The sequence below is a fragment of the Salinisphaera sp. RV14 genome (assembly GCF_052044135.1).
Classification (GTDB): Bacteria; Pseudomonadota; Gammaproteobacteria; order Nevskiales; family Salinisphaeraceae; genus Salinisphaera.
The window spans coordinates 340,884-363,715 of the sequence record NZ_JBQDYF010000001.1 but is presented as its reverse complement, the minus strand read 5'-3'; the positions used below and the strand labels follow the sequence as shown (position 1 = coordinate 363,715).

At 65.2% G+C, this 22,832-nt stretch carries 24 protein-coding genes; 6 read left to right on the top strand and 18 right to left on the bottom strand.

All coding sequences use genetic code 11. From position 1 onward, the window contains the following. Positions 1–8: 8 nt before the first annotated feature. From ACS8Y6_RS01650 to ACS8Y6_RS01625, 6 genes are all read right to left on the bottom strand, one after another. Positions 9–707, bottom strand: a complete 699-nt coding sequence (locus ACS8Y6_RS01650; RefSeq protein ID WP_440850738.1) for a hypothetical protein — start codon at positions 705–707, stop codon at positions 9–11. 135 nt (positions 708–842) lie between these two features. Beyond that, the gene (locus tag ACS8Y6_RS01645) at positions 843–2,261 is read right to left on the bottom strand and encodes a sugar porter family MFS transporter (protein WP_440850739.1); all 1,419 of its coding nucleotides are present in this window, start codon (positions 2,259–2,261) and stop codon (positions 843–845) included. A 166-nt stretch (positions 2,262–2,427) separates the two neighbouring features. After that, entirely contained in the window at positions 2,428–3,885 is a 1,458-nt protein-coding gene (locus ACS8Y6_RS01640; protein ID WP_440850740.1) for a UdgX family uracil-DNA binding protein, read from the bottom strand. A gap of 2 nt (positions 3,886–3,887) precedes the next feature. Continuing rightward, positions 3,888–4,661: a DUF3307 domain-containing protein gene (locus tag ACS8Y6_RS01635; protein WP_440850741.1), complete on the bottom strand. Its 774-nt coding sequence runs from the start codon at positions 4,659–4,661 to the stop codon at positions 3,888–3,890. Between the two features lie 102 nt (positions 4,662–4,763). Further along, on the bottom strand, positions 4,764–5,408 hold the full coding sequence (locus tag ACS8Y6_RS01630; protein ID WP_440850742.1) for a hypothetical protein: 645 nt from the start codon (positions 5,406–5,408) through the stop codon (positions 4,764–4,766). Positions 5,409–5,430: 22 nt separating this feature from the next. Further along, positions 5,431–6,708 carry a putative DNA modification/repair radical SAM protein gene (locus ACS8Y6_RS01625; protein WP_440850743.1) on the bottom strand — a complete coding sequence of 426 codons (1,278 nt, stop codon included), beginning with the start codon at positions 6,706–6,708 and terminating at the stop codon, positions 5,431–5,433. A 121-nt stretch (positions 6,709–6,829) separates the two neighbouring features. On the opposite strand from ACS8Y6_RS01625, the gene arfB reads away from it, so the two are divergent. Beyond that, positions 6,830–7,255 (top strand): alternative ribosome rescue aminoacyl-tRNA hydrolase ArfB, encoded by a 426-nt coding sequence (arfB, locus tag ACS8Y6_RS01620; RefSeq protein ID WP_440850744.1) that lies wholly within the window; start codon positions 6,830–6,832, stop codon positions 7,253–7,255. Positions 7,256–7,258: 3 nt separating this feature from the next. Here arfB and ACS8Y6_RS01615 read toward each other — a convergent pair whose 3' ends face one another. Next, the gene (locus ACS8Y6_RS01615) at positions 7,259–8,143 is read right to left on the bottom strand and encodes an AraC family transcriptional regulator (RefSeq protein WP_440850745.1); all 885 of its coding nucleotides are present in this window, start codon (positions 8,141–8,143) and stop codon (positions 7,259–7,261) included. Positions 8,144–8,391: 248 nt separating this feature from the next. Here ACS8Y6_RS01615 and ACS8Y6_RS01610 point away from each other — a divergent pair, with 248 nt between their 5' ends. Continuing rightward, positions 8,392–9,456: an NAD(P)-dependent alcohol dehydrogenase gene (locus tag ACS8Y6_RS01610; RefSeq protein ID WP_440850746.1), complete on the top strand. Its 1,065-nt coding sequence runs from the start codon at positions 8,392–8,394 to the stop codon at positions 9,454–9,456. Positions 9,457–9,543: 87 nt separating this feature from the next. Here ACS8Y6_RS01610 and ACS8Y6_RS01605 read toward each other — a convergent pair whose 3' ends face one another. Together ACS8Y6_RS01605 and ACS8Y6_RS01600 are read right to left on the bottom strand one after the other, a co-directional pair. Further along, entirely contained in the window at positions 9,544–9,897 is a 354-nt protein-coding gene (locus ACS8Y6_RS01605) for a hypothetical protein (protein ID WP_440850747.1), read from the bottom strand. Positions 9,898–9,959: 62 nt separating this feature from the next. Next, a complete protein-coding gene (locus ACS8Y6_RS01600; RefSeq protein WP_440850748.1) occupies positions 9,960–10,793 on the bottom strand; it encodes an alpha/beta fold hydrolase in 834 nt (277 codons plus the stop codon). Between the two features lie 262 nt (positions 10,794–11,055). On the opposite strand from ACS8Y6_RS01600, the gene ACS8Y6_RS01595 reads away from it, so the two are divergent. After that, complete coding sequence (locus ACS8Y6_RS01595; RefSeq protein ID WP_440850749.1) at positions 11,056–11,721, top strand: MtnX-like HAD-IB family phosphatase; 666 nt, start codon at positions 11,056–11,058, stop codon at positions 11,719–11,721. Between the two features lie 27 nt (positions 11,722–11,748). Next, positions 11,749–13,161 (top strand): aspartate aminotransferase family protein, encoded by a 1,413-nt coding sequence (locus ACS8Y6_RS01590; protein WP_440850750.1) that lies wholly within the window; start codon positions 11,749–11,751, stop codon positions 13,159–13,161. 90 nt (positions 13,162–13,251) lie between these two features. On the opposite strand, the gene ACS8Y6_RS01585 is transcribed toward ACS8Y6_RS01590, so the two are convergent. Next, the gene (locus ACS8Y6_RS01585) at positions 13,252–14,475 is read right to left on the bottom strand and encodes a beta-ketoacyl-[acyl-carrier-protein] synthase family protein (RefSeq protein WP_440850778.1); all 1,224 of its coding nucleotides are present in this window, start codon (positions 14,473–14,475) and stop codon (positions 13,252–13,254) included. Positions 14,476–14,511: 36 nt separating this feature from the next. Then, on the bottom strand, positions 14,512–14,778 hold the full coding sequence (locus ACS8Y6_RS01580) for an acyl carrier protein (RefSeq protein ID WP_440850751.1): 267 nt from the start codon (positions 14,776–14,778) through the stop codon (positions 14,512–14,514). Positions 14,779–14,984: 206 nt separating this feature from the next. Here ACS8Y6_RS01580 and ACS8Y6_RS01575 point away from each other — a divergent pair, with 206 nt between their 5' ends. Together ACS8Y6_RS01575 and ACS8Y6_RS01570 are read left to right on the top strand one after the other, a co-directional pair. Further along, complete coding sequence (locus ACS8Y6_RS01575; protein WP_440850752.1) at positions 14,985–15,968, top strand: peptidogalycan biosysnthesis protein; 984 nt, start codon at positions 14,985–14,987, stop codon at positions 15,966–15,968. Next, positions 15,931–16,830: an arginase family protein gene (locus ACS8Y6_RS01570; RefSeq protein ID WP_440854861.1), complete on the top strand. Its 900-nt coding sequence runs from the start codon at positions 15,931–15,933 to the stop codon at positions 16,828–16,830. The genes ACS8Y6_RS01575 and ACS8Y6_RS01570 overlap by 38 nt, the downstream gene beginning before the upstream one ends. A 49-nt stretch (positions 16,831–16,879) precedes the next feature. Here ACS8Y6_RS01570 and ACS8Y6_RS01565 read toward each other — a convergent pair whose 3' ends face one another. The 7 genes from ACS8Y6_RS01565 to ACS8Y6_RS01535 form a co-directional block, all read right to left on the bottom strand. After that, positions 16,880–17,260, bottom strand: coding sequence for a DMT family transporter (locus tag ACS8Y6_RS01565; RefSeq protein ID WP_440850754.1), 381 nt, complete (start codon positions 17,258–17,260; stop codon positions 16,880–16,882). Beyond that, positions 17,257–17,616 carry an EamA family transporter gene (locus ACS8Y6_RS01560; RefSeq protein ID WP_440854860.1) on the bottom strand — a complete coding sequence of 120 codons (360 nt, stop codon included), beginning with the start codon at positions 17,614–17,616 and terminating at the stop codon, positions 17,257–17,259. Before ACS8Y6_RS01560 ends, ACS8Y6_RS01565 begins: the two co-directional genes overlap by 4 nt. A gap of 40 nt (positions 17,617–17,656) precedes the next feature. After that, on the bottom strand, positions 17,657–18,493 hold the full coding sequence (locus ACS8Y6_RS01555; protein WP_440850756.1) for an alpha/beta hydrolase: 837 nt from the start codon (positions 18,491–18,493) through the stop codon (positions 17,657–17,659). Between the two features lie 70 nt (positions 18,494–18,563). Continuing rightward, a complete protein-coding gene (locus ACS8Y6_RS01550; protein WP_440854859.1) occupies positions 18,564–19,541 on the bottom strand; it encodes an efflux RND transporter periplasmic adaptor subunit in 978 nt (325 codons plus the stop codon). 23 nt (positions 19,542–19,564) lie between these two features. Beyond that, positions 19,565–20,287, bottom strand: coding sequence for an ABC transporter ATP-binding protein (locus ACS8Y6_RS01545; protein WP_440850758.1), 723 nt, complete (start codon positions 20,285–20,287; stop codon positions 19,565–19,567). Between the two features lie 4 nt (positions 20,288–20,291). Further along, positions 20,292–21,425: an ABC transporter permease gene (locus tag ACS8Y6_RS01540; RefSeq protein WP_440850759.1), complete on the bottom strand. Its 1,134-nt coding sequence runs from the start codon at positions 21,423–21,425 to the stop codon at positions 20,292–20,294. A gap of 3 nt (positions 21,426–21,428) precedes the next feature. Beyond that, entirely contained in the window at positions 21,429–22,823 is a 1,395-nt protein-coding gene (locus tag ACS8Y6_RS01535) for an efflux transporter outer membrane subunit (RefSeq protein ID WP_440854858.1), read from the bottom strand. Between the last annotated feature and the right edge of the window lie 9 nt (positions 22,824–22,832).

The window sequence follows — 22,832 nt, the reverse complement described above, 5'->3', positions numbered from 1 at the left end:
CCACCGGGTCAGGACGCCGCGCCGGGTTTGTCGTGCCGCGCGCGTTGCGCGGCATTGTCGGCGGCGGTTGCCGCATCGCCGCTGTCCGACGCCTTCGGCGGCGTCCAGTGGCCGGCGCGCAGCGTCATGGCCGTTTCCATCGAGCTCTTGCAGAACGCCAGCACCTGATTGAACTCGGCCTCGGGCAACTGACGTACGGCGTCGTTGCCACGATAGATGTTCATCCACTTGCGATCGCGCTCGATCATCGTCGGCAGATGGCCGATGCCCCAGTCCTCGGCCAGCGCCCACAGACGCGGATTGAAACCGCGTACGAGGCTGATCAGGAACGGAATCGGATCGTTGCGGGCGAGCAGCGAGGTCAGCCGCAGAATGAGTTCGAAGGACACGGTCGCACTGCCCTGCTCCATCGCCTGGAGCACGGTCTTGTCCTCGAGATCCAGCGCCTCGGCCAGGCCGTCGATCGACAGCCCCGCGGTGGTGCGGGCGTCGTGAATGGCAACGCCCGCGCGTTGCATCCAGGCGCGCTGTTCAGCCGAAAGACGCGTGCGCTGGCTGTTGTCCAGAATGAGCGTGGAGCCGATCCGAAGCGTCAGCCCGCCGACCCGGCCGGCCAGTGCGCCCACCGCCTGACGCGACAGGTTGAACGTCAGATTGGAGACCTGATCGAAAAGTCGGGCCCGCGTCGAATCCTCTGAACGGCCCATGCTCGCCTCCCCTGGATGTGAGTGCGGCGCTCGGCTTGTGCGAGCACGAAGGTCGAGCATAACGCGATTCGGCGAACAGATTGAGATGGGCCAGATGGACCGGCAGCCGCCCGGCCGAGTGGGCGGCCACGGGGGTCAGCGAAGTGGCACCGCCGCCGCCTGATCGCGACGCCGATCCGCCGGAAAGAATTCGCCAGCCTTGAGATCGGCCTCGATCTGCTCGAGCGAACGGCCGTTGGTTTCCGGCACATAGCGCACGATGAACACCACGCCGAGCGCGCTGATCGCCGCGTACAGCCAGAACGCACCCGCGGTGCCCAGCGCATTGATCAGCGTGAGCGTGGTGAGCGTGACCAGCAGGTCGAAGGTCCAGTGCGAGAACGCGCCCACACTCGCCCCCTTGCCGCGCACAAACAACGGATAGACCTCGGCGTTGATCAGCCACAGGGCGACGCCGAAGCTGCAGTTCAAAGCCATGTAGATGGCCATGCAGACGATCAACAGATCCTGCTCGGCCGAGGCCTGCGGCATGCCGCCCGTGAACAGAATGGCCATCACCGCCATGGCCACGGCGGATCCCGGCACCATCCACAACAAAAACCGGCGCCGGCCAATGCGATCGACCATCAGGATACCGAAGATCGTGCTGATATTGACCAGCACGATGGCCCCGATGGACGCCAGAATCGAGGCGTTATCGCCGAAGCCGGCTTCGGTGAGAATCGTGGGCGCGTAATACAGCAGCGCGTTGTTGCCCGTGATCTGCGAAAACATCGCGATGCCGGCCCCGGCAACCAGCGCCGGCCGAATCCACGACGAAAACAGGTCCGACCAACTGCCCTCCGGCCGGGCCGAAATTTCCCTGATTTCGCCGACCTCGTTTTCAGCGGCCGAGCGGCTCAGACGCACGCGGGTAAGCACGCCGATCGCTTCCGCCTCGCGATCCTGGTTGACCAGCCAGCGCGGCGACTCCGGCAACAACAGCATGCCCAGCATGAGGATGAGCGCCGGAAGCATGCCGAGGCCGAACATCCAGCGCCAGGCATCGCCCAGCGCATAGCCGGTGAGATAGGCCACCAGAATCCCGAACACCACCATGAACTGGAACATCACCACCAGCTTGCCCCGCGAAGCCGGCGGCGCGACCTCGCCGATGTAGACCGGGATGATCTGGGTGGCGCTGCCGGCCGACAGGCCGAGCACGAAGCGCGAGGCGACCAGAAAGAGCACCGTCGGCGCCATGGCCGACATCAACGACCCGATCGTGAAGATCAGCCCCACGAGCATGATCGAACGCCGGCGCCCGATCTTGTCCGAGATCGCGCCGGTGCTGAACACACCGAACAGCGCGCCGAAGATGATCGCGCCGGTGACCACCTGCTTGAGGGTGTCGGTCAACGCAAAATCGTGGGCAAGGCCGAGCAGGGCCACGCCGATGATGCCGGTGTCGTAGCCGAACAACAGCCCGCCGAGGGCCGCGATCACCGACACCATTCCGATCAGCGGTTTACCTTTCAGCCCCCCTGCGGGCGCCGTGCTGGCCGATTCGCTCATTAGTTCTCACCTGCATGAAAAAAGACGCGCCCCCGGCCGGAACCGATAGAAACGCGCGGCTTGCTGAATCGATTCATTATCCCGTTGGTTGTGCCATACAGCACTACATCTTTGGGATGAGATCGAGGCCATGGCGCGACCTCGCAACGGCCGCGGGCTCGGGGCCTCAGGCCGCGGCAACGGCCTTCAGATCGGCGACGAAGCGCCGGTACTCGTCGTCGCGGTGCGCGCGCGAGCGCAGGATGAAAGCGGGATGTACGGTCAGTATTAAGCACCGTCCGTGCCAATCGATGCGCCGTCCCCGGTCGCGCGTGATCGACAGCGGGCGTTCGAGCAGCGAGCCGGCCGCCGTGGCGCCCAGCGCAACCACGATCTCGGGCGCGACGCACTCGATCTCGGCTTCGAGCCACGGCCGGCATGCGCGCACCTCCTCGTGATCCGGCCTGGCATGCAGCCGCGCCCTGCCCCAGGGCGTGAACTTGAAATGCTTGACCGCGTTGGTCAGATACAACGCGCGTCGGTCCAGGCCCGCATCCATCAGGGCGGCATCGAGCAGCCGGCCCGCGGGCCCGACGAACGGCCGCCCGGCCACATCCTCCGCGTCCCCCGGCTGCTCGCCGACCAGCATGATGCGCGCAGGCGACGGGCCTTCGCCGAACACCGTCTGGGTCGCCGGGCCACACAAATCGCAGTTTCGGCAACGCGCCGCGCGCAGCGCGAGCTGTTCCAGCGATCCTGGCCCGGCCGCCTCGGCCCGACGCGTCAGAGTGGTCTCGGGCGAGGCCGGCGTGGGCCCGCAGTGCAGCGTATCGTGCTCGCGGCGCGTCGCTTCCATGGCCGCGACAGCACGATCGGCACCGGCGATCAGGCCCGGAATCAAGGCAGCTTCCGGTAGATTCTTCCAATACTTCGCCGGCATCTCCGACATCATCGCCCGAACCTTGACCCGCGCCGGATTGAAGATGCTGCGGTAATACACCTGCCAGGCGTTTTCGGTGACGTCGCCATCCGGCGCCGCCCTCTTGTCGGTGCCGGGCGAGAACCAGACCGTGCCATCGCCCTCCCAGTGCACACAGCGATCCGGCGTGAGGATCGACCAGCGCATGTTGGCGAAGCGGCGTTGGAAGAATCCGGCCGCGTAATCGACGATTTCGTGTTCCGGCTCGAACCAGGCAACGTATCGCGGCTCATCGAAACCGGGCTCCGCCACGGTGCGGAATCGCACGAATGCCTTCATCTTGTGCACGTCGCGCCGCACCGCCTTGGCATAGCGATTCAGCCGTGCCACGTCGGCGTCGCCTGCCCGCGCCAACAAATGACGCTCGCCGTGGGTCAACCGCCAGAGCAGCCGATACAGCAATGCCCAACGATCGGCGCCGCGATGACAGGCCGCCGCCCGCGCCAGCGCGACGAACCGTTTCGGTACACGCGGCCCGTCGCTGCCGGCGGCGGCGGGCGGCGCGACCGCTTCGCGGTCGGGATGCCACCAGAGCGCGTCCGGAGCCAGACCGGCCTGCCATTGCAAACGCGCGGCCGCCTGCCAACCCGCAAAATCCGGCACGAAGGCCACCGCCACATGGCCGGCGGCGGTATCCCGGGCGCCGAACAACGAAACCTGTTCCATGGTCAGCCGGTACCCGGCCAGAGCGCGATCAGGGCGGCATGCGTGAGCAGCGCCACGATAATCGCCCAGCCGAAGCTGGCCAGCGTGCCGATGATGACAATCTCGCTGACCCGCGGCTCGCGCGCGTATTGGAAGCGCAGGATCGACTTGGCCGCGATCACGAAACCGATGGCGTTGAACTGGCCCAGCAACACGAACAGAAACACCAGCGTGCGTTCGAGCCAGCCGATCCAGGCCCCGGCGCCCGGCATCTGCGGGCTATCCTCGCCGTCCATTGCGCGATGCAGCCGATGAAAGCCAGCCATCAACAACGCGAGCATCAGATCGCCGACCCGGGTCGCGAGCCAGAAGCCGCCGACCAGCGCAAAGCCGATCGGTATCAGGCGCGCATGCGCCGGGCTCAGCAGGACGGTCCAGAAACCCTGCGCGAAGGCCTGCGGCCAGAGCAGGCTGGCGAGCCCTATGAACAGCAGATGGCCGACCTGGTCGATCGCGAACAACTGCAGCGGCCCGAACGGCGCCGCGGCCGCCCGCGCCTCGACGGGCGGCTGGATCTTCACGGCGTCGAGCGCGGCATGCGAGGCGACGACCAGCGCCACCGCCGCCCACGCGCCGAGCGACGCGGCGCCAAGGGCGAGCACCGAGAACGCGCCCACCCAAAAGATATGCAGCGTGAACACAGCCGGTTGTCGCTTGGCCGCGATCATCCAGCGTGTCTGGGCGACAAAATCGGCGGCCACGTGGGCAAACAGCAAAGCGATCAACGTTTCGAGCATCACGAGCCGCCCCCCTCGCCGCGCCGGCGCAGCATCGAAATAACAGCCGTATTAAGCTGTTTATTAATAATCAGCCGAATACGGCTGTTCTTTTTTTGCGGCTCATGCATCGCGTTCAACCGATTCGAATGCCTCGATGGCTTCGAGCAGCGCATGCCCGCCGGCGCGTGCGAAGTGCGTTTGCACGGTCTGCGGTTGAACCGACAACACCTCGGCCACCTCGGCCATCGGGGGCGCGTCGGGTGCCGCCAGCCGCATGAAGATATCCGCCTGACGGCCGGTCCAATGGCGCGAACGTTCGTCGCAGACGGCAAACAGCGCCCGCGTCAACGCATTTTCGCCGGGTGAGGCGCGTTGCCCTTCAATCCGCCAGAGTTGGTGCACACCCAGCTGCTCCAACCCGTGCCCGGACAGCTCGAAAGCCGCGCCCGAGGACTCGGCCAACGTCGCGGCCGCTGTCGCCGCGCCCACGCCGACGCCGATGCGCGTCTCGCCCCGGTCACTCACGCGGCGCACGGCCGCACGCGCGAACAGGCAGGCACGCAAGGCATGCGCCGGGCGGTTGATGAGCAGCTGCCAGCCGTCGCCGCGGAAACGCTCGTAGCAAACGCCGGACTCGCCCGGCCATGTGCCGATGATCGTTGCCAGATCGGCGAGCGCCGCCATGACGGTATCCAGGCCATCATCGGATAGCGCCGATGACTTCACGATATCGCCGGTCAGAACACAGACGGTCGGTTGCTGCATGAACGGGCTCTCTTCGACAGACCTAGAAATCGAAACTGTGCTGCGCGGTCGCGGCCGGCGCAAACCGCGACCGCAGTAACGCGCTGCTCACCTCGCCCACCCCCGGATGATGATTGGCACAGATCACGAACGGCATGGCTTTTTTCACTCCGGCCTTGAGCGCGACCAGATCCTCGAGCCGCACCTTCTGCCAGCGCCGCATGGCCAGAATACGGTTGACCGATTTCACCCCGAGGCCGGGCACGCGCAACAGTCGTTCGCGGTCGTCCCGATTCAGGTTCACCGGAAAATAAGCCCGGTTGCGCAACGCCCAGGCAAGCTTGGGGTCGACCTCCAGATCCAGCATGCCGGCCGCGGCCGCATCGTCGCCGCCGGCGGTGATTTCGTCGTGGCGATAACCATAGAACCGGATCAGCCAGTCGGATTGATACAGCCGATGCTCACGCATCAGCGACGTACGCCGTGCCGGCAACTTGGCCGAGGCATCCGGGATCGGCGAAAACGCCGAAAAATAGACACGTTTGAGCCGATAGGACGCGTACAAATCGGCCGTAGTCGACAGAATGGCGGCATCCGTGGACGGCTCCGCGCCGATGATCATCTGCGTCGACTGCCCAGCCGGCGCGAAGCGTTCGATCGGCGCCGGCGTCGGCCGCGCGTTGGTGATGCGTCGGGCGGCCCGCCGCGCCTCGGCCTGCTCGTCCTGACGAGACCGGATACGCGCCATCGACAGCTTGATGGTGCGGTGATCCTTCTCCGGCGCCAGATCGTGCAGGGCCGCCGGCGTGGGCAGCTCCACGTTGATCGACAGGCGATCGGCGTATTGGCCCGCCTCGGCCAGCAGCCCGCCGTCGGCATCCGGGATGGTCTTGAGATGGATATAACCCCGAAAATCGTGATCGACACGCAGGCTGCGCGCCACCTCGACGAGCCGGGCCATGGTGTAGTCGGCGGTCTGGATCACGCCCGAGGACAGAAACAGCCCCTCGATGTAATTGCGCTGGTAGAAATCCAGCGTCAGGTTGACCACTTCCGCGGTCGAGAATCGCGCCCGTTGCACGTTCGACGAATTGCGGTTGATGCAATAGCTGCACTCGTAGATGCAGAAATTGGTCAGCAGGATCTTGAGCAGCGAGATGCAGCGCCCGTCCGGCGCATAGGCATGACAGATACCCGAGCCCTCGGCCGAGCCGACGCCGCGCCCGCCGCGCGACGAACGCGACACCGTACCGCTGGACGCACAGGAGGCATCATACTTGGCGGCGTCCGCGAGGATCGCCAGTTTCCGGATCGTTTCCATACTGGCTATTTATACAGTTTCTGCGCGAATGGATGCACCCTCGGCTGGTCTCGCATACCCGGCTTGCCGTAATCGCCGCGCTGACCGACGATGACACCATGCACACACGCGGATCACCCCGATGCTGCGGATCTCCAACACCGTCGTTCTGGAGGAACACGAAATCGAATGGCAGGCGGTACGCGCCCAGGGCGCTGGCGGGCAGAAGGTCAACAAGACCAATTCGGCCGTGCATCTGCGGTTCGCCATTCCGGGCTCGTCGCTGCCCGAGGTCTACAAGACCCGGCTGATGGCCCGCGCGGGCAGCGATCAACGCATTACGCGCGACGGCATCATCGTGATCAAGGCCCAGCAGTATCGCAGCCGCGAGGCCAACCTCGAGGACGCGCGCCAGCGCCTGGCCACGATCGTGGCCGCCGCCGGGCAGACTCCCAAGAAACGCCGTCCGACGCGGCCGTCAAAATCCGCGCGGCGCAAACGGACCGATGAAAAAAAGCAACGGGGCCGGCTCAAGGCCATGCGCGGCCGGGACTTGCCGCGCGATTGAGCCTCAAGACGCCAGCGATTCGTCCACGGAGTCGACGCCGAGCCCGTGGTCATGCGTCGGCGCCACCCCGAAGTAGCGCTTGTACTCGCGCGAGAACTGAGATGCGCTCTGATAGCCCACGGCACTCGCCGCGCCGCTGACGTTGGCGGCGTTCTGCACCAGCAGGTCGCGGGCCTTGAGCAGGCGGATGCGCTTTTGATATTGCAACGGCGAGATCCGCGTGAGCTGCTTGAAGTGGGCATGGAAGCTCGACACGCTCATGTGCGCCCGGGCCGCCAGCGCGGGGACCGATAGCGGCGAGGCATACTCGGCACGCAGCAGCTCGATGGCGCCGCCGATGCGCGCGTAGACCCCCTGGGATTGCAGCAGTTGACGCAGCAGATGGCCCTGGGGCCCACGCAACGCCGCGAAGATCACTTCGCGGATCCGCGCCTGGCCCAGCGCGCGCGCGGCCGACGGATCCTCCAGACAGGCCAGCAACCGCTCCAGCGCATTCCCGATGGCGCCGTCGAGCGTCACCGCCGCCATGGGCAGGGTATCCTCGACCCGCGCCGCGCCGCGTCCGGACTCTGCCGGGCTCACGGCCCCGGCGAGTTCGGCCAGTAATTCCGGGGCGATTCGCAGGGCCGCGCCCAGCAATGGCGCATCGGCCGATCCGGCGGTTTCGCATTCGAACGGGAGCGGGATGGCCTGAACCAGATAATGGCCGGCCCCGTAACGGATCACGCGATCGTCGATGAAGCCGGTTTTTTCGCCCTGAACAATGAAGATCAGGCCAGGTTCGTACACGATCGGCTCGCGTTGTCGATGACAATGCGAAGCGACCAGCGACAACGCATGCAGGGCGGTATCGTTGAAACCGTCATGGCATACGTGGCGCTCGATCATGCGCGCCATTCGCTGAAGGTCTGTCGGCCCGGCCTTTGTCATCGGATCGGTCATTACACTGCTGCACTGTTGAACCGAAATACGATTGTGCACGGAATCGCGTAGTTTTCCCGTGTCATGCCCCCGCGGCTCATAGTTTCGGGCATAAACAAGCCATGAATGCCTATGGTTTCAAGCCGCTGCCGGACCAATCTAAGACGCCGACGGCAGGCCGACGCCTGCACTCTTTGCCATCACAAGGAAGCTTCATGCCTACCGAGACCCAAGCCTACGCGGCCCACGCCGCCGACAAACCACTTGAACACTGGCACCTCGAGCGGCGCGACCCGCGCCCGGACGATGTCTCGATCGAGATCCTCTACTGCGGCGTCTGTCATTCCGATCTGCATTTCGCCAGGAACGACTGGGGTTTCACCGAATTCCCGATCGTGCCGGGCCACGAGATCGTGGGCCGGGTGACCCACGTCGGCCCCGAGGTGAAGCACTACGCCGAGGGCGATCTGGTCGGCGTCGGCTGCATGGTCGACTCCTGCCGCGAATGCGATGCCTGTCACGACGGCCTGGAACAGTATTGCCTCAACGGCTTCACCATGACCTATGGCAGTGAGGATCGCCACGACGGCAGCATGACGCAGGGCGGGTATTCCACCTTTGTGGTCGTGTCCGAGCGTTTCGTGGTCAGGATGCCCGACGGCATCGATCTCAAATCGGCGGCACCGATCATGTGCGCCGGCATCACGACCTACTCCCCGCTCAAGCACTACGGCGTCAAGGCCGGCGACAAGGTCGGCGTGATCGGCATGGGCGGCCTGGGCCACATGGGCGTCAAGCTCGCCAAGGCGCTGGGCGCAGAAGTGACCGTGTTCACCCGTTCCGAATCCAAGGTGGCCGAGGCCAAGTCCAATGGCGCCGATCATGTCGTGGTCTCGACCGACGACGCACAGATGAACGCGGTGGCCGAAACCTTCGATTTCATGCTCGACACCGTGCCGGTACAGCATCCGATCGATCCCTATCTGGGCACGTTGAAGTACGACGGCACGCATATTCTGGTCGGCCTGATGGATCCGATCGAACCGGCCATCACCGGCATGAATCTGGTGTTCAAGCGCCGCGTGGTCGGCGGCTCGTTGATCGGTGGCATGCCGGAAACCCAGGAAGTGCTGGATTTCTGCGCACAAAAAGGCATCACCTGTGATGTCGAAATGATCGACATGGACTACATCAACGAAGCCTTCGAACGCATGAAGGATGGCGATGTCCGCTATCGCTTCGTCATCGACATGGCGTCGCTGAAAAACAAGGCGGCGTAAGCCGCTCGATCCGCCCGGCCAGCGCGGCCGGCAAACCGGCGCCCGTCGTGGGCGCCGGTTTTTTCATGCGCGGCGTCTAGGTGTCGTTCACGAGCCGTGACCTTTGTCGGCCTTGGCTGCCGCCATCTTCCCGGCCGAGCGGATCGGCTTGTAGATACAGGTCGCGCCCACCGGGGTCACCGCCACCGAATACCGCATATCGCAATTGGCGGCGGCAAACAGCACGGGCGCATCGTCGGCGGCGGATTTGTCCGGGCGGAACAGCACTTTCTGGCCGGCCTTGCAGCTGTGGGCGACCGTCACCGGTTTCCAGGTATCGACCTGGCACAACTTGTCCTGATCCAGGCCGGTAGCGTTACTGCCGACGGCGCTTTGCTGACAACCGCTCAAGCCGGCGGCGACCAGCCCCACGCCCACGACACCCCGAATTAGTTTGTTCATCGGTTGGTTCCGGTTCGATGCCGAGCCCGTCCGGGCACCCTGCCCGACGGGCCGGGTGCGAATTAATCGAGAAACTCGATCAATGCCTGGTTGAACTCGTCGGCATGCGTGGCGTTGATGCCGTGCGGCCCGCCCTGAATGACCACCAGCGAGGCATCCGGAATGCTCTCGGCGGTGCGCTTGCCCGAAACCTCCAGCGGCACGATGGCATCGGCATCGCCGTGAATGACCAGCGTCGGCACATCGATCCGTTCCAGATCGGCGCGGAAGTCGGTGCGCCCGAAGGCCGCGATGCAGTCCAGCGTGCCCTTGGCCGAAGCGCCCCAGGCCAGATTGCGGTGATAGATGCGGGCGGCTTCACTGACCAGCAGGCCGCCCTCTTCGGTGGAAAAGAAATTCGACGAGAATTCCTCCATGAAGGCTAGCCGGTCGCCGGTCACACCGGCCTCGAACTGCGCGATGGTGGCCTCGTCCAGGCCGCCTTGCGGATTGTCGTCGCTGCGGTACAGATACGGCGGCACGGCCGCGGCGAACACCGCCCCGGCAATCCGCGAGCTGCCGTAGGTGCCGAGATAACGCGCGACTTCGCCGCCGCCCATGGAAAACCCGACCAGGGTGGCGTCGTGCAGGTCCAGCCTCTCCATCAGTGCATGCAGATCCGCCGCAAGGCTGTCGTAATCGTAGCCCTCCCATGGCTGGGACGACTGGCCGAAGCCGCGCCGATCGTAGGTGATCACGCGATAGCCGGCCTCGACCAGTGACCGCACCTGGTTTTCCCAGGACCGGCCCGACAACGGCCAGCCATGAATGAGCACGACCGGGCGACCGGCGCCGACATCCTCGTAGTACAGCTCGATCGGGGCCGTGTTTTCGGTGCCGATTTGCACATAAGCCATGGGGACTCTCCATCAGGAACGAATAATCAACCCGCCCAATATGCGCCAGCTCGACCGGCCAGAAAAGCGTTCGGCGGTCGGCGCGCCGCATGCGCGTGGCGCTGCGGATTCGGTGCCATCCTGGCGCCCCGGTCCTGTACGCCGGGCGCACGGGCCCGACGATTGGCGCATCGATGCCCGCCGCCGGCCGAGGCCGGAAAGGGCGCCGAAAGAAAACGTCGATAGCCTGACGCCCAGTTAAAGCTTAAAGCCGGAGTGCTTCTTGCGCGATTGCATGATCCTGTGTGATTTCGACGGCACGATCGCCGTGGATGATGTCACCGATGCCTTGTTGACGAAATTCGCGCCAGCCGAGTGGATGCGCATCGAAGCGGATTGGCGTGCGGGCCGCATCGGCTCGCGTGAATGCATGACGGCCCAGGTGGCCCTGATCGATGCGCCGCAGCAGGCCGTCGATGCATTGCTCGACAGCATGATCATCGACCCGGCATTCCCGGCATTCATCGCCGATGCCGTGCGCATGGGCATGTCCGTGACCGTGGTCAGCGACGGCCTGGACTATGCCATCCGCCGCATTCTCGCCGGCTATGGCCTGGATCACCTGCCGATTCGCGCCAATCAACTGCTGCACGACGGCGACCGCGGCTGGTCGATGCGCTCGCCGTTCGCGAGTCCGGCCTGCGCCGCGGCCAGCGGCACCTGTAAATGCCGCATCGCCACGGATCAGGCCCCGACACTTCTCATTGGCGACGGCCGATCGGATTTCTGTGTCGCGGGCACCGCCGACTACGTGTTCGCCAAGGACCGCCTGATCGAACACTGTCGCACCAAGGGCATCCCCCATTCATCGATCAGCGATCTGCGCGATGCACGGCGGCTGTTGCCGCGCCTGCCCGAATTGGCCGGCCTGGCGACCGTCTTTTCCTGAAACTTCCCCCTGCGAAGGCAAATGGCTATGAGTAGCGTTTTGAACACGGATGCCATCGGCATCGAGGCCACGGATGAAGCCTTGCTGGCCGACGAGGCCCGGTACTGCTCGTTCGGCGACACCGTCCACTACACCGACCCGCCGAAACTGTTCGAAGGCTGCGAAGGCAGCTATATGTACGACTCCTCCGGCACCCCGTACCTCGACCTGCAGATGTGGTATTCGGCGGTCAACTTCGGTTACGCCAACCCGCGCCTCAACGACGCGCTCAAGCGCCAGATCGATCATCTGCCGCAGGTTGCCAGTCAGTATCTGCATCGCGAGAAGATCGAGCTGGCCAAGACCATCGCCGTCGACGCCGAGCGCAAGTTCGGCCTGCCCGGGCGCGTGCACTTCAACGTGGGCGGCGCGCAGGCGATCGAGGATTCGCTCAAGATCGTGCGCAACTACACCGGCGGCAAGAGCCTGATGTTCGCCTTCGAGGGCGGCTATCACGGCCGCACCCTCGGCGCCTCGGCGATCACGTCGAGCTACCGCTACCGCCGCCGCTACGGCCACTTCGGCGAGCGCGCGATGTTCCTGCCGTATCCGTACCCGTTCCGTCGCCCCAAGGGCATGGGCAAGGAAGAGTACGGCGAGCACCTGGTGGCCGAGTTCGCCCGCCTGTTCGAAACCGAGTACCACGGCGTGTGGGACCCGAAGGTCGGCGAGTGCGAATATGCCGCATTCTACGTCGAGCCGCTGCAGGGTACCGGCGGTTACATCATGCCGCCGATGAACTACTTCCAGGGCCTGAAGAAGGTGCTGGACCAGTACGGCATCCTGATGGTCTGCGACGAAATCCAGATGGGTTTCTATCGCACCGGCAAGCTGTGGTCGATCGAGCACTTCGGCGTCACGCCGGACATGATCGTGTTCGGCAAGGCGCTGACCAACGGCCTGAACCCGCTGTCGGGCCTGTGGGCGCGCGAAGAGCTGATCAACCCCGAGGTATTCCCGCCCGGCTCCACGCATTCGACCTTCAACGCCAATCCGCTGGGCACCGCGGTGGGCCTGGAGGCCATGAAGATGATGCACGAGACCGACTACGAGGCCATGGTCATGGCCAAGGGCGCGCACTTCCTGGAAGGCCTGCAGGACTTGCAAAAGCGCCACAAGGAGATCGGCGACGTCGATGGCCTGGGCCTGGCCCTGCGCTGCGAGATCTGCGCCGAGGACGGCTTCACGCCCAACAAGGCGCTGGTCGATCGCATGGTCGACATCGGCCTGGCCGGCGATCTGGAGCACAACGGTCGCAAACTGGGCCTGGTGCTGGACATCGGCGGCTATTACAAGAACGTGATTACGCTGGCGCCCTCGCTGCATATCAGCACCGAGGAGATCGACCTCGGCATCGCCCTGATCGATCAACTGCTGACCCGCGCCAAGCGCGCCGCCTGAGCGGCGCTTTGGCCGATGCCGGAAGCGATATTCACGATCCAGCGTTCGCCGCATTCCGGTTTCGACGGGGCCGCCTTCGGGGCGGCCCCGTCAGCTTTGGAAGCGACGCAGCGCGAGTACCGCATTGAGCCCGCCAAAGGCGAACGAGTTGGACAACAACGTGTCGACACGTTGTTCCCGCGCGACATTGGGCACGTAATCGAGATCGCAGGCCGGATCGGGATCGAGAAAATTGGCCGTGGGCGGAATCAGATCCTGTCGCAGCACCCCCAGTGCCGCGACCAGTTCCAGCGCACCGGACGCGCCCAGGGCGTGGCCGTGCACCCCCTTGGTCGAGGACACGGCAAGACGCGCGGCGTGCTCGCCGAATACCGCGTGGATAGCGCGCGTCTCGGTGGCGTCGTTGGCCATCGTGCCGGTGCCGTGCGCATTGATGTAGCCGACCTGTGCGGGCTGCAGGCCCGCATCGTCGAGTGCCGACTGCATGGCACGCATGGCGCCCTGTGCCGAGGGCGCCACGATGTCGCCGGCATCGGCGCTCATGCCGAAACCGGCCAGTTCGGCCAGAATCGTGGCGCCCCGCTGCTGCGCATGCGCCAGCGTTTCGAGAACACAGATCCCGGCGCCTTCGGCCAGCACCAGCCCGCGACGCTGCTTGCAGAACGGGCGACAGGTATCGTCCGCCACCACGCGCATCGCCTCCCAGCCGCGTATGCCCGACAGGCTGAGACAAGAGTCGGTGCCCCCGGCCAGCGCGACATCGGCCAGGCCGCAACGCAGCATCGTGGCCGCCTGGGTCACCGCATGGTTGGACGATGCGCAGGCGCTGACGACACCGAAGGCCGGGCCGGCCAGGCCGTGCTCGATACTGATCTGGCTCGCCGGTGCATTGGGCATCAAGCGCACGATCGACAGCGGATGAATACGGGTCGAATTGTCGCGATAAAGACGCTGGCTCTGTTCGTCGCGCGAAAACTCGCCGCCCACGCCGGTGCCCACGACGGTAGCCGCACGCCTGCAAAGCGCTTCATTCGCGGCGAAATCGAGCCCCGATTGCGCGACCGCCTCGCGGGCGGCCAAAAGTGCCAGTTGCGAGACCCGGTCGAGCAGGCTCAGTTGGCCGCTTTCAAAATGAACGCTCGGATCGAAGTCTTCCAGCTGTGCCGCAACCTTCATGCGTAAGCTGACATTCTCCGCCGGCGACTGCAGGGGACGAATGCCACTGCGGCCTTCCACCATGGCGCGCCAGAGCGGGTCGGCTCCGAGGCCGAGCGCGCTGACCGCTCCCATGCCGGTAATCACGACACGATGCATGCCCTGGGTCCGGGATGACGCTGAGTCGCTCAAGGATCAGTTTCCCGTCGACTTTGCCGCCGCGCCGGCCAGTTCGGCCGTGACCACGTCGATCAGCCCGCGGACCGTGCCGGTATCGAAGTTCGGATCGCGCTCGGGCAAGGTGATATCGAAGTGCTCTTCGAGATCGAACAGGATTTCGATGGCTTCCATCGAAGCGATGCCGAGATCGTCGAGGGTGGCATCGAGTCCGATGTCATCGGGGCCGACGTCGGTGTGGGCCGCGATGATCTGGAGAATCTCGGTCTGGACTGTCGCCGACATCTTGTTGCTCCCAGGCACGTATGGAATCCGCCCGCGGTCGCGCGCCCGACGTATGCCGCCAGCGCGAAAGCCCCGAACCCGTTTCACAGCGTAGGAGACGAACCTTGCCGCGACCTTTCATCGGGCAGTTGGAGCCCGCCTCACTGGTCCGCCATTTTCAGGCCCATCCACCGACCGGATTTGCCGCAGGCGCGGGCCCCCGGGCAATGCCCGTCTTCTCCACCCGATTCGATCTGCTCACCACCGCCGAGCCGGCATTTCGTCGTCGCATGGAAAAACTGCCGCTGTTTCGCTATTGGCGGCGTTGGCTACAACCGCGCACGCTCTTTGCCGGTGCAACCGTCAGCGAATACGCCTGGTTGCCGGCCGGCGGCGACGCCCCTGCCCTGGCCCGGGAACTGGTGGCGGCAAACCGCAAGTCATGGCCGTTTCTCATCGTCAAGGATCTGCCGCAGGCTTCGCCACTGCTGGACGCAGACGCCAACGCGTTCGTCGACGACTTCGTGAAGGCCTGCGAGGCGGCCGGCTTCGTCATCGTGGAAGGTCAGGCCCTGGCCTGGGTGCCGATCGATTTCGATAGCGAAGATACCTATCTCAAGCGCCTGTCACGCGGGGCGCGGCGCAATATCCGGCGCAAGCTGCGATCACGCGATCAGTTGGAGGTACAGGCGTTGCATACCGGCGGCGCCGAACTGCTCGACCCCGCCCTGCAGGATGCCTGCATCGCCCTGTACGAGCAGGTCTACGCCCAGAGCGAAGTACACTTCGACCACCTCGACGCGAGCTTCTTTCGCGCCGTTTTCGAAGATGCCGACAATGGCGGCGTGATGTTCGTCTATCGTCACCAGCAGCAGATGATCGGCTGGAACCTGTGCTTCGAGCATGCCGGCGGGCTGGTCGACAAGTATGTCGGCTTCGACTACCCGGCCGCGCGCGATCACAATCTCTACGCGGTAAGCTGGATGCACAATCTGAGCTATGCCCGCGAGCGCGGCCTGACGCATTACATCGCCGGCTGGACCGACCCGGAGGTCAAGTCGCATCTCGGCGCCCACTTCACCTTCACACGACATGCGGTACGGCCGCGCAACCGCCTGCTGCGCGCGATATTGCGCCGCCTGGCGCCGTATTTCGAAAGCGACCGACAATGGTATGAACAGCGCACCGCCCATGTATCCCATCGCACTTGATCTCGATGGGTCGATCGGCCCGCTTGAGCGCGGCATCCGGATTGCGCTCGACGGCTGGACGGAACGCCTGCGGTTCGCCTGCAGCCGCCGCGCGTTACGGGGCTTCGGCCGCGAGCTCGCCGGCAAGATGCCGCGGGATGCCGGCCCGGTCTTCATCGGCAGCGGCGATTTCCATCACCTGAGCCTGCCATTGATCGAACGAACCAGTGCCCGGCTACCGGGCCTGGATGTCGTCGTATTCGACAATCATCCGGACAACATGCGCTTTCCGTTCGGAATCCATTGCGGCTCCTGGGTCCGCCGGGCGTTGGCGCTGCCGGGCGTGCGCCAGGTACATGTGGTCGGCATCACATCCCCGGACATCGGCCTCGGTCATGCCTGGGAGAATTATCTGCGACCGCTGTATTCGAAGCGTTTGCGCTATTGGTCCACGGGCGTCGACGTCGCCTGGGCGCGGCGGCTGGGACTGGGCCATGCATTTTCAAGTTTCGACGACATCGAGACGCTGCACCGGGCGTTTGCCGAACACATGGCCCGCGACCGCTCGCCGATCTACCTGTCCATCGACAAGGATGTGCTGAGTGTCGAGGATGCACGGACCAACTGGGACCAGGGCCTGATGCGCGAGTCGCAGTTGACCGCGGCGCTGCAAGCGCTGCGCGGACGTATCGTCGGCTGCGATATCACCGGGGAAGTCTCGGTCGCGCACTATCGTCAATGGTGGAAACGCCTGCTGTCGTCGCTCGACCAGCAATGCGAGGTGCCGGCCGACCAGCTCGCCGACTGGCAAGAGACACAACACGCCCTGAACCGGCGTCTGCTGCAACGGATACAGGCCGCCTGGCGCCCCGATCCGGCATAGCGGGCACCGATGACGCGGCCGCGCTCAGTCAGAGCCTATCCAATAGGCCTTAATGCCCGGCGCTATCGGGTTCGCTCAGCGCCAGACAAACGATGCCGGCGACGATCGCCACAGCGCCGAGCGCCTGACTCCAGCCGATGGATTCGCCGAAGATCGGGACCGAAAGCAGCAGCACGCTGACCACCTCGAGATGCGATGCGGCGAACGCGGGGCCGATCGGGGCCCGCCGCAGCAGCGTCATCCAGGTGAAAAAAGCGCCGATGTAACCGATGACCGCGCCATAGACCCAGGGTTGCGTGAATACGCGTTCCAGCCACGCCAGATTGGCCTGTACCGGCAACGCACGGTCGCCGGCGTATTTGAAGCTGAGCTGCGCCAGGGTGTCGAAACTCAGCAGAACCGCGAATCCGATGAGATAAAAACGCTTCATGTGCCGGCCCCGACAATCGCCACGCCGAGCGCGACCAATGCAATACCCAGCACGCGCAGCCGGGTCAGACGCTCACCGAACAGAAGACGGCCGGCCAGCATGATCGCCACGATGTTGATCGAGCCGAGCAGAATGCCCCGGCCCAGCGGTATCAGCGACAGAAACGCGATCCAGGCCAGAAACTCGAACACATAGCAGGCCCCGCCGAGCCAGATCCACGGCCGCACCAGCATATGCCGCCAGTGCGCCAGGCCATCGCCCTCGAGCCCATGACTGGCCGCGGCCTTGAAGGTCAGCTGGCCGGTGGTATCGAACAGTTCCACGATCAGCCAGAGCAGCAGAACGGTCGGCGTCATGGGCTCGACCGGGGCACGGAGCGCGATGCCATGCCATCGATCACGCCGCGTTCTCCAGCGCGGTCGCGTTGTCGATCGTACGGTTGAAGAAATCCGCCGCGCCCGTGATCAAGCGACGGCGCTCACGATCGATGGTGATCATGTGATAACTGTCTTCAAGCCAGAGAAACTCCGATGGCCCGCCGACGTGCTGTGCCACCAGTTCGGCGTTCCAGCGCGAGGCGATATCGTCCTCGGTCGCGTGCGCGATCAGGCAGGGCGCGGCCACCCGAGCCAGATCACGCCGAACCCGACGCGACAGCAGATAAAGCTCGGCCAGCGAATGCCAGGGGTTACCCGGCAAGCCGGCCGCTGAACTGTCGCCGCTGGCCATGGCCTGGCTGATCTGGCGCCGCAGGTTCTCGTCGCGCAAACCATACGGCGGCTGCTCCATGAACATGCGATCACGGCCTATCCCTAGACGCTTGAGCATGGGCAGCAGAAACGCCAGTCGGTTCAGCGCCGGCAGGCTCCAGCCATCGTAGCGAAACGTCGCGCCCAGCACGCCCACGCCATCGACCCAGCCCGGCTGTTCCTCGGCCAGCCGCAGCGCCAGCAAGGCGCCCATCGACAAGCCGGCGACAAACAGATGCTCGACCGAATCGCGCATCTCGCGCGCGGCCGCCTCCACACTGCGGTACCAGTCCGGCCAACCCGTGGCCAGCAGATCGTCGACGCTGCCGCAATGCCCGGCCAGCTGAACGCCGCGTGTGGTAAAGCCCCGATTGTTCAGCCCCTTGCCCAGGATCCGCATTTCCTGGGGGGTGCCGGTCAGGCCATGGATCAGAAGCACCCCGCGACTGTCTCCGGGGAAGCAAAACTCGACATTGGGGGTCATCTACAGGCTCGATCCTCGAATCAGGCGCCATGCGCGCAATCGATCGTCATCAGCATGCCAGCAACGGGTTTCAGGAGCCTTTCACCGGAGCCTTGGCGGTATCATGCGCCGGCTGCGACCCGCCGGGCAGAATGCGTACCAGCACCCGCTGACCAATACGCCGGTGCGACGGTTTGTCGAAGGCGAGTACGCACAGCACGGTGCGTATCCCGGCGTTCTGACCCGGGTCGTTATCCAGCGTGGGCTTATGGAATACGTCGCCGACACGCACGATATGCGCGCTGCCGAGCGGGGTCTGGCCGGCATCGTCGAGCACCACCTGGGCCGACATCCCCTTGTGCACGGCGCCTACGTATTCCTGGTTCAACTCGGCGCGTACGATGCGCGCGCGATCGGGCAACAACTCGAATGCGGGACCGGCGTCGGCCGCCACGTGGTCGCCCGCATGAATATGGACCTGCACGATACGACCCGCGACCGGCGCTTTGATCCGGTGCTGGACCAGCCGCCGCCGGGCAATCGCCAGTTTGCCCTGGGCAATATCGATCCCGGCGCGCGCGCTGTCGAGCTGCCATTTGAGATCATGCACTTTCCCGGCTGCGGCGTCGGCGTCGTGCGTCGACCCGGCACCGGCACGGGCCGCCGAACGCAGGGTGCCGGCCCGGCGGCGCGCCGCTTTCAGCCGATCCGCGAGAATATGGCTCTGGCTCCGTGCTTGCGACAACTTGCCCTGGGCGATCTGAACCCGGGCCTGCGCGACGTGCGCATCCAGGCGGGCCAGCACCTGGCCTTTTTCGACCCGGTCGCCCGCGTGCACCGTCACCGCCTCTACGCCGCCCGACACCGGCACATGCAGCTCCAACAGCCCGCCTTCGACATCGATACGACCGCGGGCCACCGCGGCATAGTGACTGTTGCCGGACTTTGCCCCCGGCTTGGCCGAGCCGTGGTCGGCGGCTGTTGCCACCGCAATGGCCGCAGTGAGCAGCAATACAGCCAGCAGCAGCGCCGCGTAGCGCGTGCGCCCCGCATATCGATTGTTCGCCATGAACATGCCCCCTCGTGGCGGCCTCATTCGGCCTCGCCCCATGAATCGTTGAGAATGCGCCCGTCCTCCATGGTCAACACCCGATCGGCATGGCTGATCAGCCGTGGATCGTGGCTGACGCACAACACCGTAGTGCCGTGTTTCCGGGCAATGCGATGCAGCAGATCGATCACGGCCTGGCCATTGGCGGCGTCCAGCGCGCTGGTCGGCTCGTCGGCGAACAGCAGCGCGGGTGATTTCGCCAAGGCCCGGGCGATCGCGACGCGCTGTTTTTCACCGCCGGAAAGCTCGGCCGGGCGCAGATTCTGGCGGTGCGCCATACCCATCTCGTCGAGCGCCTCGTCGACGCGGCGCGTAATCTCGCGTGATGACAGATCAAGATACTGCAGCGGCAGTTGTACCTGTTCGCGTGCCGTCAGGGCCGGGAACAGGTTGAATCCCTGGAATACGAACCCGGTGTGGTGCAGACGAAAGGCCTCTACATGCTTCGGGTCCATTTCCTGCAATGGCTCGGAAAGCGCCAGCACGCGCCCCTGATCCGGCGCCTGCAGCCCGCTGAGAATCGACAGCAGCGTACTCTTGCCGCAGCCGGACGGCCCCGAAATGAGCGTCAGCGCGCCCGCCCGGATCGCCACCGACAAGTCATTCAGAATACGCGTGGTCAGCCGGCCCGAGGTAAAGGACTTGGTCAGATTTTCTGCAACGAGCGTCACCCCGTCGTCGATTTCTGGATTCAATCGGGACATCGACTCACCTCAGAAGCGTGGCAGGATCGGCGCGCCGGATACTGCGCATCGCGATCAACCCGGACACCGCCACCAACGCCATGACGAGCCCGAGGCACCCCGCGGCCACGGATGGCTGCATGGCCACCGGTACGTTCTCGCTATGCGCCAGCCAGATCAGCAGGGCCGCCAGTACGCTGGCCAGCACGACACCACAGGCCCCGACCCAGAAGGCCTGCTCCAGGACGACCCAGCGCAGGGCACGCTTGCCGACCCCCAGGGCATTGAGCGTGGCGTATTCATTGACCGAGGCCGCCACCGCGGCCATCAGCGCCTGGCTGGTGATGATGGCCCCCACCGCAAACACGATGACCGCAAGAAACAGCACGCCGGCGCCGGCGCCGGTGTTGAACAACCAGAACAGGATCGAAAGCCGAGCGAATTCCGACGCAGTCCAGGCCTGATAGCGGCCGAATCCGGTATGCCCGTTCAACTGGGCCACGACCGCAGGCGCATCCCCGGGATGGCGTAGCCGCGCGACAAGGTACGTCGGCCCACCGCTCTCGCTGGACGACGGGTCCAGCAGGCGCGCGGTCTGCACCGAGGTCACGATATTGGCGCCGCCCAGGGCCCGCAGGCCGCGGGCCGTACCGACCACGCGCACCAGGTGGCCATTCACGCTGGCGGTATCGCCCACCTGCACGCCCAATTTCTGTAAATCGGCGGGGTCCACGACGACCGACTCCGGATAAGCCAGCCGGGCCCGTACCGCCGGTGTCAAAACGCGAGAAAACATCATCGCCCCGGGCCGGGTGGAAACGCCCGAAACAAAGACCGAGACGCCACCGGTATCGTGTCCGCCGCGCCAGTCGCCATCAAGCAGATAAAACGGTTCGACGGACTTGATCTGCGGATTCATCTCCAGCAATGACGCAATATCCGAGGCAATCGGGCGCCCCTGGTCGACACTCTGGGTGCCCGGGTAGCCGACCCAGATATCGGCGTCCGAATCGGAGACATAAACCGCCGCGCCGCCGAAGATACCGAGCACCAGCGCCGCCTGCAGCAACTGCAGCAGCGTGGCGAAACCCACGGCCAGCATCGCCGGCAGGAAGCGTCGCCATTCGTGGCGCAGGGTCTTGCGTGCCAGTGAGACCATCGCTCAGCCTGCGCTCTTGATCGAACGATTGCTGGCCCCGCCGAGCGCCTTGTAGAGTGCGACGTAGGCCGTATCGTGCGCCGCCCGCGCGTGGATCAGGCGCAGCCGTGCCTGGTTGTAGCTGAATTCGGCCGCAAGATGCTGATCCGGGCTGTCGAGCCCCAGTCGGGCACGGGTCCGGGCCCGGGCGACCGCTGTTTTCTCGCGCTGGACAACCTGCTTTCGGGTCTTAAGCCGGCCCTGCGTGCTATGCAACGCGTCCAGTTTCGTCTCGACATCGGCCACGCCCTGCAGGACCGCTTCGCGATAGGCCAGCGAGGCCGCCTTGAGCAGATGCCCCTTCGCGTTGGCGCGGGCCTTGCGCAGGCCCCAGTCGAACAGCGGGATACTGACCGTCGGGCCGAACGAGCCGATTCCATTGATGCCGCTGGCGTGATAGCTGGCCAGGTCGGTCGACGCGACCAGCGACGCACCGAGGCCGATACTCGGATAGCGATTGGCCTTGGCCAGCCCCAGCTGGCCGGCGGCGCGAATGACCCGGGCCCGGGCCTGGGCGATACCGGGCCGCGTATTCAGCAGATCGGCGGGCACCGAAACGGGCTCGTAGCCGCGTAGCGTCGGCAACGTGGCGTGACGCAACCACGCCGGCCTGGGCTCATCGCGCCCGGTCAGGGTGGCCAATTGCTGCGCCGCGGCCACGGCGGCATGCCGCGCGCTCTGTTGTTGTGTTTGCAGATCGGATTTCTTCAGCAACGGCGCGGTCAGTACCGCAGGCGATGCCAGCCCGAGATGCACGCGCACCCGCGCCAGCCGGATACGTTTTTGCTGTAGATCGATCATCTGCTTGAGGATCGCGCTGTTGTGCTGCGCCGCACTCAGGTTGATCCAGTCGCGCGCGACCTCGGCCACCATCGACACACGCACCTCGCGCAGCTTGTCGGCCGCTTCGTCGAGATGGCCCTGGGCGACGTTGTGCGCGGCCTGGGCACGACCGAAAAACGGCAGCTCCCAGTGGGCATCGAAGCCCATCAGAAAATAGGAGGCGCGGGCATCCGGATCGACCGGGTCGTCGGTGTTGATGCTCAATGCCGGTTTGTACGGCGCATCGCTGCGCAGATACAGAGCACGAGCGGCGCGCACGCGCTCCAGCGCCGAGGCGAGATTCAGGTTGGCCTTCAGGGACTCGTCGACCACCTGATTCAGCGCGGGGTCGTGTAACGCCTGCCACCATTGATGATAATCGGGTTCCGGCGTCCCGGCCTGCCTGGCGGCATGGGCCCAATGCGCCGGCAACGAGACATCCGGCTTGGGCACCGGCGTGGATACGCAGCCGGCCAGCAACAGCGTCGCCGCCAGGCCAGCGCACCAATGACCGGAGCGTGCTATCGACCCCATCATCCAAACATT

Bases quoted from the DNA above. Each gene is read 5' to 3' on its own strand.
- ACS8Y6_RS01585 (WP_440850778.1), bottom strand. From the start codon at position 14,475: ATGCATCGTGTCGTGATTACCGGCATGGGAGCGGTCAGCGCGCTCGGC.
- ACS8Y6_RS01560 (WP_440854860.1), bottom strand. From the start codon at position 17,616: ATGACGCCGACCGTTCTGCTGCTCTGGCTGATCGTGGAACTGTTCGAT.
- ACS8Y6_RS01600 (WP_440850748.1), bottom strand. From the start codon at position 10,793: ATGGCTTATGTGCAAATCGGCACCGAAAACACGGCCCCGATCGAGCTG.
- ACS8Y6_RS01650 (WP_440850738.1), bottom strand. From the start codon at position 707: ATGGGCCGTTCAGAGGATTCGACGCGGGCCCGACTTTTCGATCAGGTC.
- ACS8Y6_RS01580 (WP_440850751.1), bottom strand. From the start codon at position 14,778: ATGTCGGCGACAGTCCAGACCGAGATTCTCCAGATCATCGCGGCCCAC.
- ACS8Y6_RS01575 (WP_440850752.1), top strand. From the start codon at position 14,985: ATGCCCGTCTTCTCCACCCGATTCGATCTGCTCACCACCGCCGAGCCG.
- arfB (WP_440850744.1), top strand. From the start codon at position 6,830: ATGCTGCGGATCTCCAACACCGTCGTTCTGGAGGAACACGAAATCGAA.
- ACS8Y6_RS01540 (WP_440850759.1), bottom strand. From the start codon at position 21,425: ATGGTCTCACTGGCACGCAAGACCCTGCGCCACGAATGGCGACGCTTC.
- ACS8Y6_RS01635 (WP_440850741.1), bottom strand. From the start codon at position 4,661: ATGCTCGAAACGTTGATCGCTTTGCTGTTTGCCCACGTGGCCGCCGAT.
- ACS8Y6_RS01535 (WP_440854858.1), bottom strand. From the start codon at position 22,823: ATGATGGGGTCGATAGCACGCTCCGGTCATTGGTGCGCTGGCCTGGCG.
- ACS8Y6_RS01590 (WP_440850750.1), top strand. From the start codon at position 11,749: ATGAGTAGCGTTTTGAACACGGATGCCATCGGCATCGAGGCCACGGAT.
- ACS8Y6_RS01565 (WP_440850754.1), bottom strand. From the start codon at position 17,260: ATGAAGCGTTTTTATCTCATCGGATTCGCGGTTCTGCTGAGTTTCGAC.
- ACS8Y6_RS01645 (WP_440850739.1), bottom strand. From the start codon at position 2,261: ATGAGCGAATCGGCCAGCACGGCGCCCGCAGGGGGGCTGAAAGGTAAA.
- ACS8Y6_RS01630 (WP_440850742.1), bottom strand. From the start codon at position 5,408: ATGCAGCAACCGACCGTCTGTGTTCTGACCGGCGATATCGTGAAGTCA.
- ACS8Y6_RS01625 (WP_440850743.1), bottom strand. From the start codon at position 6,708: ATGGAAACGATCCGGAAACTGGCGATCCTCGCGGACGCCGCCAAGTAT.
- ACS8Y6_RS01605 (WP_440850747.1), bottom strand. From the start codon at position 9,897: ATGAACAAACTAATTCGGGGTGTCGTGGGCGTGGGGCTGGTCGCCGCC.
- ACS8Y6_RS01610 (WP_440850746.1), top strand. From the start codon at position 8,392: ATGCCTACCGAGACCCAAGCCTACGCGGCCCACGCCGCCGACAAACCA.
- ACS8Y6_RS01550 (WP_440854859.1), bottom strand. From the start codon at position 19,541: ATGGCGAACAATCGATATGCGGGGCGCACGCGCTACGCGGCGCTGCTG.
- ACS8Y6_RS01545 (WP_440850758.1), bottom strand. From the start codon at position 20,287: ATGTCCCGATTGAATCCAGAAATCGACGACGGGGTGACGCTCGTTGCA.
- ACS8Y6_RS01615 (WP_440850745.1), bottom strand. From the start codon at position 8,143: ATGATCGAGCGCCACGTATGCCATGACGGTTTCAACGATACCGCCCTG.
- ACS8Y6_RS01570 (WP_440854861.1), top strand. From the start codon at position 15,931: ATGAACAGCGCACCGCCCATGTATCCCATCGCACTTGATCTCGATGGG.
- ACS8Y6_RS01555 (WP_440850756.1), bottom strand. From the start codon at position 18,493: ATGACCCCCAATGTCGAGTTTTGCTTCCCCGGAGACAGTCGCGGGGTG.
- ACS8Y6_RS01640 (WP_440850740.1), bottom strand. From the start codon at position 3,885: ATGGAACAGGTTTCGTTGTTCGGCGCCCGGGATACCGCCGCCGGCCAT.